General features: G+C 60.6%; 14 protein-coding genes. 4 read left to right on the top strand and 10 right to left on the bottom strand.

From position 1 onward, the window contains the following. Nucleotides 1-6: 6 nt before the first annotated feature. The 9 genes from QYQ93_RS16675 to QYQ93_RS16635 all read right to left on the bottom strand — a co-directional run bounded on the left by QYQ93_RS16675 (nucleotide 7) and on the right by QYQ93_RS16635 (nucleotide 10,523). On the bottom strand, nucleotides 7-780 hold the full coding sequence (locus QYQ93_RS16675; RefSeq protein ID WP_043050500.1) for a 3-hydroxybutyrate dehydrogenase: 774 nt from the start codon (nucleotides 778-780) through the stop codon (nucleotides 7-9). Between the two features lie 7 nt (nucleotides 781-787). Then, nucleotides 788-2,179 (bottom strand): GntP family permease, encoded by a 1,392-nt coding sequence (locus QYQ93_RS16670; RefSeq protein WP_043050501.1) that lies wholly within the window; start codon nucleotides 2,177-2,179, stop codon nucleotides 788-790. Nucleotides 2,180-2,461: 282 nt separating this feature from the next. Then, a complete protein-coding gene (locus QYQ93_RS16665; RefSeq protein WP_338475080.1) occupies nucleotides 2,462-3,865 on the bottom strand; it encodes a sigma-54 interaction domain-containing protein in 1,404 nt (467 codons plus the stop codon). Between the two features lie 121 nt (nucleotides 3,866-3,986). Next, nucleotides 3,987-5,558, bottom strand: a complete 1,572-nt coding sequence (locus QYQ93_RS16660; RefSeq protein WP_043050503.1) for an ABC transporter ATP-binding protein — start codon at nucleotides 5,556-5,558, stop codon at nucleotides 3,987-3,989. Between the two features lie 10 nt (nucleotides 5,559-5,568). Further along, on the bottom strand, nucleotides 5,569-6,591 hold the full coding sequence (locus tag QYQ93_RS16655) for an ABC transporter permease (RefSeq protein ID WP_338475079.1): 1,023 nt from the start codon (nucleotides 6,589-6,591) through the stop codon (nucleotides 5,569-5,571). Then, nucleotides 6,591-7,649, bottom strand: coding sequence for a microcin C ABC transporter permease YejB (locus QYQ93_RS16650; RefSeq protein ID WP_043050505.1), 1,059 nt, complete (start codon nucleotides 7,647-7,649; stop codon nucleotides 6,591-6,593). The genes QYQ93_RS16655 and QYQ93_RS16650 overlap by 1 nt, the downstream gene beginning before the upstream one ends. After that, nucleotides 7,649-9,508, bottom strand: coding sequence for an extracellular solute-binding protein (locus QYQ93_RS16645; RefSeq protein WP_338477269.1), 1,860 nt, complete (start codon nucleotides 9,506-9,508; stop codon nucleotides 7,649-7,651). The genes QYQ93_RS16650 and QYQ93_RS16645 overlap by 1 nt, the downstream gene beginning before the upstream one ends. A gap of 129 nt (nucleotides 9,509-9,637) precedes the next feature. Next, entirely contained in the window at nucleotides 9,638-9,919 is a 282-nt protein-coding gene (locus tag QYQ93_RS16640; protein WP_043050507.1) for a peptidylprolyl isomerase, read from the bottom strand. Between the two features lie 109 nt (nucleotides 9,920-10,028). Next, a complete protein-coding gene (locus tag QYQ93_RS16635) occupies nucleotides 10,029-10,523 on the bottom strand; it encodes a DUF1543 domain-containing protein (protein WP_338475078.1) in 495 nt (164 codons plus the stop codon). A 106-nt stretch (nucleotides 10,524-10,629) separates the two neighbouring features. Here QYQ93_RS16635 and QYQ93_RS16630 point away from each other — a divergent pair, with 106 nt between their 5' ends. Continuing rightward, nucleotides 10,630-11,451 (top strand): aldo/keto reductase, encoded by an 822-nt coding sequence (locus QYQ93_RS16630; protein WP_043050509.1) that lies wholly within the window; start codon nucleotides 10,630-10,632, stop codon nucleotides 11,449-11,451. A gap of 53 nt (nucleotides 11,452-11,504) precedes the next feature. Here QYQ93_RS16630 and QYQ93_RS16625 read toward each other — a convergent pair whose 3' ends face one another. Beyond that, on the bottom strand, nucleotides 11,505-12,020 hold the full coding sequence (locus QYQ93_RS16625) for an Hcp family type VI secretion system effector (RefSeq protein ID WP_043050510.1): 516 nt from the start codon (nucleotides 12,018-12,020) through the stop codon (nucleotides 11,505-11,507). A 456-nt stretch (nucleotides 12,021-12,476) separates the two neighbouring features. Between QYQ93_RS16625 and tssA the strand changes: the two genes are divergently transcribed. The 3 genes from tssA to tssC are packed head-to-tail and all read left to right on the top strand — an operon-like array spanning nucleotide 12,477 to nucleotide 16,055. Continuing rightward, nucleotides 12,477-14,027: a type VI secretion system protein TssA gene (tssA, locus tag QYQ93_RS16620; protein WP_338475077.1), complete on the top strand. Its 1,551-nt coding sequence runs from the start codon at nucleotides 12,477-12,479 to the stop codon at nucleotides 14,025-14,027. A 24-nt stretch (nucleotides 14,028-14,051) separates the two neighbouring features. Then, nucleotides 14,052-14,561: a type VI secretion system contractile sheath small subunit gene (tssB, locus tag QYQ93_RS16615; RefSeq protein WP_338475076.1), complete on the top strand. Its 510-nt coding sequence runs from the start codon at nucleotides 14,052-14,054 to the stop codon at nucleotides 14,559-14,561. 15 nt (nucleotides 14,562-14,576) lie between these two features. Further along, the gene (tssC, locus tag QYQ93_RS16610) at nucleotides 14,577-16,055 is read left to right on the top strand and encodes a type VI secretion system contractile sheath large subunit (RefSeq protein WP_338475075.1); all 1,479 of its coding nucleotides are present in this window, start codon (nucleotides 14,577-14,579) and stop codon (nucleotides 16,053-16,055) included. The last annotated feature ends 8 nt before the right edge of the window (nucleotides 16,056-16,063 follow it).

Below are 16,063 nucleotides of genomic sequence, written 5' to 3'. Positions count from 1 at the left end.
GGGGGGTTATTGGGCCAGCCAGCCACCGTCGATATTCCACGCCGCACCGCGCACTTGGGCGCCAGCCTCGCTGCACAGGAACAACACCAGCTCGCCCAGTTGCGAAGGCGTGACGAACTCCAGCGACGGCTGTTTCTCCGCGAGCAAATCCTGCTGCGCCTGCTGCGGGTCGACCCCCGTGGCCACCCGATCATCAATCTGCTTCTGCACCAACGGCGTCAGCACCCAGCCCGGGCAGATGGCGTTGCAGGTCACGTTGCTGGTGGCAGTCTCCAAGCCCACCACCTTGGTCAGGCCAATCACCCCATGCTTTGCCGCCACATACGCGGCCTTGCCCACTGAGCCGACCTGGCCGTGCACCGAGGCGATGTTGACGATGCGTCCCCAGCCCTTGGCCTTCATGCCCGGCAAGCCCAGGCGTGTGCTGTGGAACACCGAGGACAGGTTGATGGCAATGATCGAATCCCAGCGTTCCACTGGAAAGTCTTCCACCGCCGCCACATGCTGGATGCCGGCGTTGTTGACCAGAATGTCGACGCCGCCGAACTCGCGCTCGGCGTAGGCGAACATGTCGGCAATCTGCGCCGGGTCGCTGACGTCTGCCGGGTGGTGACCGACCTTGCCGCCAAACGCCTGCACCTGGGCGATTACCGCGCTGGCGTCGCCGAAGCCATTGAGGATCAGGTTGGCACCGGCCTTGGCCAGGCTCAGGGCTATGCCTAAGCCGATGCCGCTGGTGGAGCCGGTGACCAGGGCGGTCTTGCCATTCAAAGTCGTCATGAAAACCTCACACAATGCCAGTGGCGTAGAAAGTACCGATCACCACGAACACCGCGAGGGTCTTGATGACGGTGATGCCGAAAATGTCCTTGTAGGCCTCGCGGTGGGTCAGCCCGGTGACCGCCAGCAGGGTGATCACCGCGCCGTTGTGGGGCAGGGTGTCCATGCCGCCGCTGGCCATGGCCGCGACCCGGTGCAGCACTTCAAGGGGGATATTGGCCGCGTGGGCCGCCGAAATAAAGCTCTCGGACATTGCCGCCAGGGCGATGCTCATGCCGCCGGAGGCGGAACCGGTGATGCCCGCCAGCAGGGTCACGGTAATCGCTTCGTTGACCAGCGGGTTGGGGATGCCCTTGAGCCAGTCCGCCAGTACCAGAAAGCCCGGCAGCGAAGCGATCACCGCACCAAAGCCGTATTCCGATGCAGTGTTCATGGCGGCGAGCAAGGCACCGCTCACCGCGCTCTTGCTGCCTTCGGCCAACTTGCTTTTGATTGCGGAGAAGCCGAACACCAGCACCACGATAATCCCCACCAGCAGCGCCGCCTGCACCGCCCAGATGGCGGTGAGTTTGGCAATTTCGGTGGTTACCGGCGTGCTCATGCCCGGCAGGCTGAGGCTGTGGGTCTTGCCGTACCACTGCGGGATCCAGTGGGTAAACAACAGGTTCATAACCCCCACCAGGATCAGCGGCGACAGCGCGACCCATGGGTTGGGCAAGGTGAGGTTCTCAGCCGTTTCTGGCTCATTGCGCAGCTCGGTGCCATAACCTTCACCGGCACGCTGGGCCTTGTTGCGCTGGCGCGCCAGGTAGAGCATGCCGGCACAGAACACGAAGATCGTGCCGATCAGCCCCAGCCACGGCGCCGCCCAGGCGGTGGTGTTGAAGAAGGTGCTGGGGATGATGTTCTGGATCTGCGGCGTGCCGGGCAGGGCGTCCATGGTGAACGAGAACGCACCGAGGGCAATGGTCGCCGGGATCAGGCGCTTGGGGATATTGCTCTGGCGGAACATCTCCGCCGCGAACGGGTACACCGCAAACACCACCACAAACAGCGATACGCCGCCGTAGGTGAGCAGGGCGCAGACCAATACGATGACCAGCATCGCCTGGCGGGTGCCCAGTAAGCGGATCGCAGCCGCCACGATCGAGCGCGAGAAACCCGACAACTCGATCAGCTTGCCGAATACCGCACCGAGCAGGAACACCGGGAAATATAGCTTGATAAAACCGACCATCTTTTCCATGAACACCCCGGTAAAGGCAGGGGCGACGGCTGATGGGTCGGTGAGCAGCACCGCGCCGAGGGCGGCGATGGGGGCAAACAGGATGACGCTATAGCCACGGTAGGCCGCCAGCATCAGCAGCGCGAGCGCGGCCAGGGCAATGATCACACTCATGGTGTGTCTCCATCGGATTGTTATTGTTGTGGGGTGAAGCGGTGGGAAGGGCTATAGCTAGATGTGTGCCATGTTGTTAACTTATTGAAAAACAACAATATTTTCAGGATTTTCAATGGTGCTTTGAAATTTTATCTCTATTTGGAGACAAACAATTACCTAATGTGGGAGGGGGCTTGCTCCCGATAGCAGTGGATCAGGTACAGATATTCAACCTGACACACTGCTATCGGGAGCAAGCCCCCTCCCACATTAGATTGTCTTTATATTGAGAATATTGTCTCAATTTAAAGAATGAGTAAGGCCCAACGCTACCATTTTCTTGTACAGGGTCGACCGCCCCAGCCCCAACCGCTTGGCGGCCTCCACCACATTGCCTTCGCACATCCTCAACGCCGTATCAATCACCTGCCGATCAAACCGCTCCCGCGCCGCCGCGAAGGTTTCACCCTCGACCGCCGCCACCGCGCCACGGTCCACCGGGCTGAACGTGCCAATCGCTGCGCGAATCTCACTGGCGTTCAATACCAGGTCATCACTCAACAATGCCGCCCGCTCCAATACATTGCGCAGTTCGCGGATATTCCCCGGCCACGCATGCTGGGCCAACAACGCCAAGGCATCACGATCAAGCTCGTGCTGGCTGCGCAGCTCTTCGAGGATCGCCTCGCTCAGGGCCGGTATATCTTCCAGGCGCTCGCGCAACGGCGGTACCTGGATTGGCAGCACGTTCAGCCTGTAATACAAATCCGCACGAAACTCGCCACGCTTTATCGCGGCTTCCAGGTCCATGGACGTGGCCGCAATCACCCGCACATCGCTGTGCAGCATCTCGTTGGAACCCACCGGTTCGAATTCCTTTTCCTGCAATACCCGCAGCAGTTTGCTTTGCAGCGGCAGCGGCATGTCGCCGATTTCGTCGAGGAACAGTGTGCCGCCCTGAGCGATCTGGAACTTGCCGGGGCGGCCCTTGCGGTCGGCGCCGGTAAACGCGCCGGGGGCGGTGCCGAAGAACTCGGCCTCGAGCAGGTCATGGGGAATCGCCGCGCTGTTGATGCTCACGAAAGCTTTGTGCGCCCGCGGTGACGCGCCGTGGATGGCCTGGGCGAGCAGTTCCTTGCCGGTGCCGGTTTCCCCCAGCAGCAACACCGGTGACTCGGCGCTTGCACTGCGCCGCGCCCGGCGCTTGACCTCGAGGCTGGCGGCACTGGTGCCGATAAAGTGCGCGAAGTTGTATTTGCTTTGCCGCGAACGCAGCAGCGAGCGCGTCGAGGCGAGCTCCTGCTGCATGCTCAGGTAACGCTCGATCAGCGGCGACAGGTTGCGCAGCTCATCGAACAGCGCGAACCCAATCGCGCCGATGACCGCCCCGGCATCGTCGTGGATCGGCAGGCGCATCACCACCAACGGGCCCTTGGGGGTGTCCTGGATATCCAGCAGGATCGGCCGGTCGTTGCGCACCACCTGGCGCAACAGGCTGTTGGAAATCACTTGCTCGCAGGGCTGGCCGATGGCCTCATCGGCGCTGTGCAGGCCAAAACGCTTGGCGTAACGCTCGTTCATCCACACGATATTCGCGTCGCGGTCGACGATGACCGTGCCTTCGCTGGACTGCTCGATGATCTCGAACAGCGACTGGATGGCCAAGCCGCGAACGTGCTGGTAGTCCTTGAGGCTGGTGCTCATGGGTACAGAATCCTGTTAATGATCGTTCCCACGCTCTGCGTGGGAATGCCTACCGTGACGCTCTGGGTCACTTGGCGTAGGGCCAGGGCGCGACGCGGAGCGTCTCGGGTTGTGTTCACCTCTACAAGGGAATATGCGCCGCTGCCAGCAGTTCTTTGGTGTAGGGGTGCTGCGGTGCTTCGAACACTTCATGACTGGCACCGCGCTCCACCACCTTGCCATCCTTGACCACGATCAGGTCATGGGCCATGGCACGCACCACGGCCAGGTCATGGCTGATAAACAGGTAGGTCAGGCCGTATTTGTCCTGCAGTTCACGCAGCAGCGCCACCACTTGTTTCTGCACCGTACGGTCCAGGGCCGAAGTGGGTTCGTCGAGCAGCATCAGCGCCGGCTTGAGCACCAGGGCGCGGGCGATGGCGATGCGCTGGCGCTGGCCGCCGGAGAATTCATGGGGGTAGCGATGCCGGCTGGCGGGGTCGAGACCCACGTCCTTGAGTACCTGGATGACTTGCGCGTCGCGCTCGGCCAGGCTGCACGGCGCGTGCACTTCCAGGCCCTCGCTGATGATCTGCTGCACCGACATGCGTGGGCTGAGGCTGCCATAGGGGTCTTGGAACACCACCTGCATCTGCTTGCGCCATGGGCGCATCTGCTGATGGTTAAGTGGGTCGAGGGCCTCGCCCTGGAAGCGGATGCTGCCGCTGGAATCGAGCAAGCGCAGGATCGCCTGGCCCAGGGTGGATTTGCCCGAGCCGGACTCGCCGACAATCCCCAGGGTCTTGCCGCGCTGCACGCTGAGGCTGATGCCGTCCACCGCATGCAGGTAGGTCTTGGGCCGAAACAATCCGCCGCCGAGGGGGAATTTCACGTTCAGGTCATCCACCTGAAGCACCGTTTCGCGCTCATCACCGCACAGCGCATCACCCGTGGGCTCGGCGTCCAACAGCAGGCGGCTGTAGGGGTGCTGCGGGGCCGTGAACAGGGTCTGGCAGTCGGCTTGCTCGACAATTTCCCCAGCGCGCATCACACAGACACGCTGGGCAATGCTGCGCACCAGGTTTAGGTCATGGCTGATCAGCAGCAGTGACATGCCCAGGCGTTGCTGCAAGGACTTGAGCAGCAGCAGGATCTTGCGCTGCACGGTCACGTCCAGCGCCGTGGTGGGTTCGTCGGCAATCAGCAGCTCCGGCTCGCAGGCCAGGGCCATGGCGATCATCACCCGCTGGCGCTGGCCACCGGACAGCTGGTGCGGGTAGGCCTTGAGCCGTTCCTGGGGCTTCTGGATGCCCACCAGTTCCAACAGTTCGAGGATGCGCGCCTGCGCCGCCTTGCCGCCCATGCCCTTGTGCAGCAGCAGGGTTTCGCCGATCTGCTTTTCGATGCTGTGCAGCGGGTTCAAGGAGGTCATCGGCTCCTGGAAGATCATCGCAATGCGGTTGCCGCGCAGCTTTTGCAGGGTGGCCGGCGACGCGCCCATCAGCTCCTGGCCACGATACTTCACCGAGCCGGTGCTCAATGTGCCGGCTTCGGGCAACAGTTGCAGGATCGAATGGGCCGTCACCGACTTGCCCGAGCCCGATTCCCCCACCAGCGCCAGGCACTCGCCGGGGCGCACGTCCAGGCTCAGGTTGCGCACCACGGTATGGCCGCTGAACGCGACGCACAGGTCGCGGATTTCGATCAGGTTCATAGGCAATTACTCATGAGCGAGGGTCGAAGGCGTCACGCAACGCCTCGCCGATAAACACCAGCAGCGACAGGATCAGCGCCAGGGTAAAAAACGCCGTGAGGCCCAGCCACGGCGCCTGCAGGTTTTGCTTGCCCTGGGCGATCAGCTCACCCAGCGAAGCACTGCCGGCAGGCATACCGAAGCCGAGGAAGTCCAGGGCGCTCAAGGTGGATATCGCCCCGGTGAGGATGAACGGCAAATAGCTCAAGGTGGCGGTCATGGCATTGGGCAGGATATGCCGGCGAATGATCTTGCCGTCGCCCAGGCCAAGGGCGCGTGCGGCCTTGACGTACTCCAAGTTGCGCCCGCGCAGGAACTCGGCACGCACCACATCCACCAGCGTCAGCCAGGAGAACAGCGCCATGATCCCCAGCAACCACCAGAAATTCGGCTCCACAAACCCGGACAGGATAATCAGCAGGTACAGCACCGGCAGCCCGGACCACACCTCGAGAATGCGCTGTCCGAGCAAGTCCACCCAGCCGCCGTAGTATCCCTGCAAGGCTCCGGCGGCGATGCCGATGGCGGCGCTGATGGCGGTCAAGGCCAGGGCAAACAGGATCGATACCCGCGCGCCAAAAATCACCCGCGCCAGCACATCGCGGGATTGGTCATCGGTGCCCAGCCAGTTTACCGCCGACGGTGGGCTCGGGGCAGGACGGGTCAATTCGTAGTTGGGCGTGTCGTCGCTGAACGGAATCGGCGGGAACAGCATCCAGCCGCCGTCCTGCTTGATCAGCTTTTGCACGTAGTCACTGCGGTAGTCGGCCTGGAAGGGCAGTTGCCCGCCGAACTGTTGCTCGGTGTAGCGCTTGAACACCGGGAAATACAGCTCGTTCTTGAAACTGAGCACCAGCGGTTTGTCGTTGGCGATCAACTCGCCGCCCAGGGTCAGGATAAACAGGCCGATAAACAACCACAGCGACCACCAGCCGCGACGGTTTTTCTTGAACCGCTCGAAACGCCGACGGGCTACGGGAGACAGGTTAAGCATCAGGCGTTCCTCGCGGCGAAGTCGATACGCGGATCCACCAGGGTGTAGCAGAGGTCACCGATGAGCTTTATCAAGAGCCCGAACAACGTAAAGATAAACAGCGAACCGAACACCACCGGGTAGTCCCGGGATACAGCGGCTTCATAGCTCATGCGGCCCAGGCCATCGAGGGAGAAAATCACCTCGATCAGCAGCGAGCCGGCAAAGAACACACTGATGAATGCCTGGGGAATGCCCGAGATCACCAGCAACATGGCGTTGCGAAACACATGACCGTACAGCACCCGGCGTTCGCTAAGGCCCTTGGCGCGGGCGGTGACCACGTACTGCCGGGTAATCTCATTGAGGAACGAGTTCTTGGTGAGGATGGTCAAGGTGGCGAATCCACCGATCACCAGCGCCGTCACCGGCAGCACCAGGTGCCAGAAATAGTCGGCAATCTTGCCCACTGTGCTCAGTTCGGCAAAGTTTTCCGAGACCAGCCCGCGCACCGGGAACCAGTTCAGCGAGGTGCCGCCGGCGAACACCACGATCAGGAACATCGCAAACAGGAACGCCGGCATCGCATAACCGATCACAATGGCGGTGCTGCTCCACATATCAAAGCTGCTGCCATGGCGCACGGCCTTGCGTATGCCCAAAGGGATCGACACCAGGTAGGTAATCAAGGTGGCCCACAGGCCAAGGGAAATCGTGACCGGCATTTTTTCCAGGATCAGGTCGGTCACCGTCGCGCCGCGAAAGAAGCTGTTGCCGAAATCCAGCTGGGCGTAGTTCTTGAGCATCAGCCACAGGCGTTCCGGCGCGGACTTGTCGAAGCCGTATTGTTTTTCGATGTCCTTGATCAGCTTCGGGTCCAGGCCGCGGCTGGCCCGCGAGCCGCTGATGCCTTCGCCGGATGCGCCGGCGACACCACCGCCGCCAATGCCTTGCAGATGGGCGATGGCCTGTTCCACCGGCCCGCCGGGCGCCGCTTGCACGATCACGAAGTTCACCAGCAGGATGATCACCAACGTCGGGATGATCAGCAGCAGGCGTCGTAGGGTATAGGCAAGCATCAGCGGGCCCCTCCGCGTTTTTTCAGCTCGGCTTGCATCTGCTCATTGGTCAGCGGGGTGGGGCTGACCTCCCACCAGGTTTCCAGGGCTTCATCGTTCTTCGCCTCGATGGCCGGGCGGCCGAAACGGTTCCACCACGCGGCGGAGGTGCCAGGCGGGTAGTAGTTGGGGATCCACAGGTAATTCCATTGCAGCACGCGGTCCAGGGCATGGGCGTAGGTGAGCATCTGCGCCTGGGTATTGGCCTTGACCAGACCATTGATCAGCGTATCGACGGCGGGGTCCTTGAGCACGATGTAGTTGTTGGCGCCCGAATCGAACGCGGCGGCGGAACCGAAGTAGTTGTACAGCTCCATGCCCGGCGAGGTGGTGACCGGAAAACCGGTGACGATCATGTCGTAGTCCCGGGCCATCAGGCGGTTGACGTATTGCGCGGAGTCGATGCGGCGGATATTGAGGGTGATGCCGATCTGCGCCAGGTTGCGTTTGTAAGGCAGCAACAGGCGCTCAAGGCCGTTCTGAACGTTGAGGAAGGTGAACTCCAGCGGCTCGCCTTCGGCATTTACCAGCTTGTCGCCAAGCGGTTTCCAGCCGGCCTCTTCCAGCAGGGCCAGGGCTTGCAATTGTTTATCGCGGATCATGCCGCTGCCGTCGGTGACCGGGGCCTTGAACACCTGGGTAAACACCTCGTCGGGGATCTGCCCGCGCAATGGTTCGAGGATCGCCAATTCTTCCTGGGTCGGCAATTGAGTGGCTGCCAAGGGGCTGTTGGAGAAGTAGCTCTGCTGACGGATGTACAGGTTACGCATCATCTGCCGATTGGCCCATTCGAAATCCCACAGCATCGCCAGGGCCTGGCGCACACGGCGATCCTTGAATATCGGTTTTTGCACGTTGAACACATAGCCCTGGGCCGGTTGCGGCATCTCCTTGGCCAGATGCGCACGTTGCAGGCGGCCATCGTCCAGCGACGGACCGTTGTAGCCGATGGAGTAACCGGTGGCGGAAAACTCACGATTGAAATCGTAGGCGCCGCCGCGCAGCACCTGGCGCGCCACCTCGGTGTCGCCGAAGTATTCCAGGCTCAGGTGATCGAAGTTGTACAGGCCACGGCTGACCGGCAAGTCCTTGCCCCACCAGTCGGGATCACGAGTAAAGGTGATGGTGCTGCCGGAATCGATCTTGCTCACCTTGTACGGGCCGCTGCCCAGCGGGGCTTCGTAGCCGCCACCGTTGGCAAAATCGCGGGTCTTCCACCAGTGCTCGGGGAACACCGGCAAGGTGGCGATATCCAGGGGCAGGGTGCGGTTCTCGTTGCTGGAAAAATCGAAGCGCACCTGGCGCTCACCTTCGACTTCGACGTGCTTGACGTCGGCGAACAACGTGCGAAAGCGCAGGCTGCCCTGGGTCATCAGCAAGTCAAAGCTGTAGCGCACGTCTTCGGCGGTAATCGGCGTGCCATCGGCAAAACGTGCCTTGGGGTTCAGGTAAAAGCGCAGCGACAGGCCGTCGTCGGCGCGCTCCATCTTTTCTGCCACCAGGCCGTAGACGGTGTAGGGCTCATCCAGCGAGCGCAGGGCCAGGGGCGCATACACCCAGCCGTCGACCTGGGACACGCCGATGCCTTTGTCGATATACGGCAACACATGGTCGAACCGCCCGACCTCCAGCGCCGAGCGTCGCAGGCTGCCGCCCTTGGGCGCATTGGGGTTGGCATAGTCGAAATGGCTGAAACCGGCCGGGTACTTGGCCGGCTCGCCGTAGACCGTCAGGTAGGTTTGCGGGGCCGCGATCACCGCAGTGCTGGCCAACAGCAGGGCCAAAGTAGAAGAGAGCAGAGATGAAAAAGCCAATCGCATAACAGCCTTGAACGCCGGGTGAAGAAGAATAAGGATTTGTACGCTAACGGCCTGGGCATCGCCAGTCATCAGATGCACAACGGCCCACCAAAGGGCGGGCCGTTGTTTATAGCATCAGCGCGGATTGAATCAATCCTGGCGGCTGGTGACTTCCAGCAGGTGATAACCGAACTGGGTTTTCACTGGACCTTGCACGGTGTTGACCGGCGCGCTGAAGACTACGGTGTCGAATTCCTTGACCATCTGGCCTGGGCCGAACGAACCCAGGTCACCGCCTTGGCGGCTGGATGGGCAGCTGGAATTGGCTTTGGCGATTTCTGCGAAATCAGCGCCGCCTTCGATCTGGGTCTTAAGTTCATTGCACTTGTCTTCAGTGGCAACGAGGATGTGACGGGCGGTGGCTTTGGCCATGGGGAATAACTCCTAGAGTAAAAAAACGGTGAGCCTACCGGATTCAGTCGGTTATTTCCTGGCAAAGTTCCCATCACTTGCTTGAGTCACTCCAAAAGCGTTCCAGGGCTCAGGGCAACACGATGTAGTCATTGCGCTGGACGACAGGGGCGTGCGGGCCTTGTACGAGATGGACATAACGCCCGTCCACCAGATCGATGGGCAGGCAATCGTCGATATCCAGGACCGCGTCGGTGTGGGCCTGGGACCAATGGCGCAACATCTGCCGTTTGCCCATGCTCATCGCTTCGCGTTTGTCACGGGCGACCACCAGGAGATAGTGGTGATCTTCTCCAAAACGATTGGCCTCATAGCCGCCGAGGTTGATGAAGTACAGGTGACGGGCGTCGCCGTGGGGCGCCAGTGGGCTGAGTTCGATCTTCCAGCCGTCGACGCCATCCACCGCCATCCATGAGTCGATGTGCACGCCCTTGGAGCTGCCGAACCAGGCTTCGCGTAGTTGCGCGTAGGTGGCCTGCAAAGTATCTGCCACTGCGAACACTACATCGTGCACCTCGATTTTGGCCCGTGGATGCTTGCCCCCGAGCATGACGACAAACAGCATTGCAGGTGATTCCTGGCGACTGGCGAGAGGGCAACCATACTGGGATTGAACCCTTTTGTCCGCTCAATGCCACATTGTTAATCCGTATCATCACCAGGAGGTTGTCATGCGTACCATTGATCTGGCCGGCGTTCCCGTCCCCGTCATCGGCCAGGGGACCTGGCGCATGGGCGAAGACCCGAGCTGGCGCCGCGCCGAAGTCGCCGCATTACAACTGGGTATCGACGAGGGCCTGACCCTCATCGATACCGCCGAGATGTATGGTGAGGGCGGTGCCGAAGAGGTGGTCGGCGAAGCCATTCGCGGCAAGCGCGACCAGGTGTTCCTGGTCAGCAAGGTCTACCCCCATAACGCCAGCCGCAACGGCGTGCCCCGTGCCTGTGAAGCCAGCCTGCAGCGCCTGGGCACCGATTACATTGACCTATACCTGCTGCACTGGCGCGGCCAGTACCCACTGGAAGAAACCGTCGAAGCCTTCGAACGTTTGCGCGAGGCGGGCAAGATCGGCCGGTGGGGGGTATCCAACTTCGATGTGGCGGACCTGCAGGAGCTCGCATCCCCGGCGTGTGCGACCAACCAGGTGCTCTATAACATCGAAGAACGCGGGATCGAATTCGACCTGCTGCCATGGTGGCAACAGCACCATTTGCCACTGATGGCTTACTGCCCGATCGCCCAGGGTGGTGAACTGCTATCGAGCTCGACCCTCAAGCAGATCGCCCTTCGCCATGAAGCGACACCGGCCCAGGTGTGCCTGGCCTGGGTCCTGCGCCAGGATGGCGTGATTGCTATCCCCAAGGCGGTCAACCCCGAACACATACGACTCAATGCCAGGGCAGCCACCCTCGTGCTGGATGAGCATGACCTCGACGCGATTGATCGTGTGTTTGGCGCGCCCAAGCGTAAGCACCCGCTGGCGATGGTCTAGGCCGTCAACAGGAACGGCGCCGTCCCTGGCAGCCGTTCCTGCTTCGAGCGCCGTTAGCCGGCTACCGGGCTACGCCAGTCGTCCGAGCCTGACGTACCGGCCACTTCGTGGGTCCAGGTGATCTTGCGATAAGTGAAATACACCTCCTCCAGATGGGTGAAATGGGCATTGTCCGGGTCCTGGCAGCTGGGCATGCGCGACTGGATGTCCACGATGGTCGCGCCTTCCAGTTCAATGGTGAAGTAGTGCTCCTGGGTGCCCGCCGAAGAAGTGCGCAACCATTCCAGGCGGCATGACACTTCTTCACCGGTGGTCAGTGCGCTGAACAGCAACGGTGATGATTTATCGAAGACCTTGCTGATCATCATGGGCTTATGCACGCGTTGGCCGGTTGGCTGGCCCGATTGCGGGTCGCGTGGAATGATCACTTGGTGGGCGAATGCCTGCACCAGTATCTGGTCCTCGTGACCTTCCTGATAAATATTGCCTACCGAGTCCTGGGTGAATGTACCTGCCGTGATCAAACCTTGTTTGACGCCAGTGATGGAGAGGTACGCGGGTGTTGGCATGATGGGTTTCCTTGCCTGGTTGAGTAGGTATGCCGAACGGCTAAGTTGCCGGACGGGCAGCTGCCTATTACAAGAAGCGTGCCTGAAAGTGTGGAGGCCAATGAAGCCGCAGGCTGTAATAAAAACAAGTAAGGTGGTCCGCAAATAATCGGTTTTTTAGTCATGGTAGTTGCGCAGATGTGCGCAGTTATTTGCTCGCATCGGTGGGCCAGAAAGTACAGCGGTGTGCGGGGTTTTCTGCGGCTGAACCGTGCAAATAACTGCGCAGCGCGCTGTATATAGTGGGGTGTAGGACATTCCTTAATTAATGCTCGGTTACTTGCTGGGCGTTTTTTTCACGGCTAAGGTTCACATAATTCAGTAAGGCTCTACGGAAGTTAAAGGCCTCCCTGACAATTTTGTTAATAATATTAAAAGTTTGCTTGTCTTGCCTTGGAAGGTGATGTGATCGAAAAAATGGAATATTCAGAAGAACTGTTCGACTATTATCAGGAAGTTGCGAAACTACCTTGTCGTCCTGACGGTTTTGCCGGCAGCGACATGCGTTTTTCCGCGGAGTTTGAAGCCCTCGAAGACGAGTTGGGCAAGATCCGATCGATTCATACGGAAGGTCCACCAGACTGGCACAAGGTCTGCCAGCTAAGCGAGTCTCTATTGCGCGGGCATTCCAAGGATCTGCGCGTTGCTGTCTGGTTGGCCTGGGCTCTGTATCAATGTCATTCATTCACTGGGTTACTGGCCGGTCTCGGGTTGCTGCGCGATCTCTGTGAGCACCATTGGGCACAGGTCTACCCCAGCAAGTTGCGTACGCGCGTGGCCGCGCTGGGTTGGCTGGTGTTGCGCATTGAGCCACTGTTCGCGCAGAACCTCTATGTTGCCGGGCAGTTGCCTGTGTTCCAGGCCCTGCTTGAGCACCTCGTGCGGCTTGATCAGCTGTGGGGGCAAAAGCTTGGCAATGAAGCGCCACAGTTGTTGCCGATCCGCAGGCAACTGTCGGAACGCCTGGCCTGCACCGAACAAGAGGGCGCCAAACCTGAGGTCGTCGTGGGCATCGCTCCCGTCAAGCCGGCAACCACCCAGTTGCCCCAACCCGGGCAACCCATTGACAACGAAAAGGACGCGCACAGGCTGCTGCGTTCATTGCAAGAGCAAGCCCGCCCATTGTGTGCCTGGTGGTTGCGCCAGGACACCAGGGATCCGCGTGCCTTGCGCCTGGGTCGGACCTTGGCGTGGATGACGCTCATCCATTATCCCGATGCCAACACTGAGCGAGTCACGGCGCTGCGCCCTCTGGCCGCCGACAAGCTCAAACGCTGCCAGGAACGCCTGGGCCAAGGCCAATATGCCGAGCTTTTGCTTGAGCTTGAAGTCAGCCTGACGGGCGCAATGTTCTGGTTCGACGGTTTACGCATGGCCTGGGAATGCCTCGAGGCCTTGCACGCAGACCTGGCCATGACCGAGCTGGAAATGCATTTCGCGTTGCTGCTGCAGCGCCTGCCGGACCTGCCGGAGTACCGGTTCGACGACGCCACACCTTTTGCCGACCCAGCCACCTGTGAGTGGATTGCGCTCCATGTCAGGCCGCATTTGCAACGGAGCGAACCTTTGGCCGTCGTGGCAGACACCCCCTGCGAACCCTGGGAGGTCGCGTTGGAAGCGGTGCTGCCTTGCCTGCGGAAGAAAGGGCTCAAGGCTGCGGTCGCAGTGCTCAAGCAGGGCTTGCACGCCGCGTCCGGCGAGCGGGCGCGTTTTCACTGGCGCCTGGCACTGGCCAGGTTGTGTGCGAAAGCGGGCAAGCACGACCTGGCCAGGGTCCAGCTGGAGCAGCTGCAGGAGCAATTGCAGCGTAACGGCCTGGAGCGCTGGGAGCCGGAACTGGCCGTGCAAGTGGGCCAGCGCCTGTACCGATGTTATGACCTGTTGCCACAAGGCCACGGCATACGCGAGTGCAAGGAGTCTCTCCATCGACGGTTATGCCAACTCGATCTCGAAGCAGTACTTGAATAAAGCCCTATCAAAAGGAGTAGCACCATGGCCAAAGACGGTTCGGTAGCCCCCAAGGAACGGATCAACATCACCTTCAGACCGGCCATTGGCGGCGCACAAGAGGACGTCGAACTGCCGCTGAAGTTGCTGGTGCTGGGGGACTTCACCCAGCGCGAGGACCTGCGCAAGCTCGAGGATCGCAAGCCCATTGGCATCGACAAGCACACCTTCGACGACGTACTGGCCAAACAAGCGCTGGGCTTGACACTGAGCGTACCCAATCGCCTCCAGGATGAAGTTTGCGTGGAGGAGTTGGCAATCCAGGTGCGGATCAACACGATGAAGGACTTCAACCCCGCGAACCTGGTCGAGCAGATCCCCGAATTGCAGAAACTGATGGCATTGCGTGAAGCCTTGGTGGCGCTCAAGGGCCCGCTGGGCAACACGCCGAACTTTCGCAAAGCCATTGAACATGCCCTGGCCAACGGCGATTGCCGCGCCCGGGTGCTGGCCGAGCTGGGGCTTCCCAGCCCTAACGCCGCACATATTCAGTAAAAGGACACTGAGACCATGACCACGAGCCAACAGGAATTGCAAACGGTACAAACCCCAGAAGCCGGCAGCATCCTCGATAACATCATTGCCCAGACATTGCTGAGCGCTGACGACGAGGCCTATGGCATCGCCAAGCGAGGAGTGTCGGCGTTTATCGCCGAGCTACTCAAGCCGCACAACCGTGAGGAGCCGGTAAAGAAGCGCCTCGTCGACCGGATGATCGCCGAGATCGATACCAAGCTCAGCCAGCAAATGGATGAGATCCTGCACCACCCCGACTTCCAGGCGCTGGAGGCTTCCTGGCGAGGCCTGCAGTTGCTGGTCGAACGCACTAACTTTCGCGAGAACATCAAGATCGAACTGCTGAATGTCTCGCGCCAGGACCTGCTGGACGATTTCGAGGACTCCTCGGAAATTACCCAGTCGGGACTCTACAAACATGTGTACAGCGCCGAATACGGCCAGTTCGGCGGCCAGCCGGTGGGCGCGATCATTGCCGACTACTTTCTTTCGCCCAGTGCCCCCGATGTGAAGCTGATGCGATACGCATCCAGCGTCGCCAGCATGGCCCACGCGCCGTTTATCACTGCCGCGGGCCCGAATTTCTTTGGCCTCGAAAGCTTCACCGGGCTGCCGGACCTCAAAGACCTGCAGGATCATTTCGAGGGACCGCAGTTTGCCAGGTGGCAAAGTTTTCGTCAGAGCGAAGACGCCCGCTACATTGGCCTCACCGTACCGCGCTTTCTGCTACGCACCCCGTACGACCCCCTTGAGTGTCCGGTCAAGACCTTTACCTATCAGGAGAACGTGGTCAACAGCCACGAGCACTACCTGTGGGGCAATACCGCCTATGCCTTTGCTACGCGCCTGACCGACAGCTTCGCGCGTTTTCGCTGGTGCCCGAATGTCATAGGCCCGCAAAGTGGCGGCGCTGTCGAGGGCCTTCCGCTGCACCACTTCCAGAGCATGGGAGAGATAGAAACCAAGATTCCTACCGAGGTACTGGTGTCGGATCGGCGCGAGTACGAGCTGGCGCAAGAAGGTTTCATCGCCTTGACCATGCGCAAGGGTAGCGATAACGCCGCGTTCTTCTCGGCCAGCTCGGTGCAGAAACCCAAGTTTTTTGGTGCCAGTGAAGAGGGCAGGGCCGCGGAGTTGAATTACCGGCTGGGCACTCAATTGCCCTACATGATGGTGGTCAATCGCCTGGCCCATTACCTCAAGGTGCTGCAACGCGAGCAACTGGGGGCGTGGAAGGAGCGCACGGACCTGGAGCTGGAGCTCAATAAATGGATTCGCCAGTATGTGGCGGACCAGGAAAACCCCAGTGCCGAAGTACGCGGACGGCGCCCCTTGCGTGCTGCGCGCATCGTCGTCAGCGATGTCGAGGGCGAGCCTGGTTGGTATCGGGTCAACCTGAGCGTGCGCCCGCATTTCAAGTACATGGGGGCGGACTTCACGTTGTCCCTGGTCGGTAAGCTCGATAAAGAATGAGCAGAGGC

It is taken from the genome of Pseudomonas khavaziana (assembly GCF_036704165.1).
In the GTDB taxonomy this organism is placed as follows: domain Bacteria; phylum Pseudomonadota; class Gammaproteobacteria; order Pseudomonadales; family Pseudomonadaceae; genus Aquipseudomonas; species Aquipseudomonas khavaziana.
The sequence above is the reverse complement of the archived record's forward strand: the minus strand, read 5'-3'. Positions and strand labels throughout refer to the sequence as shown.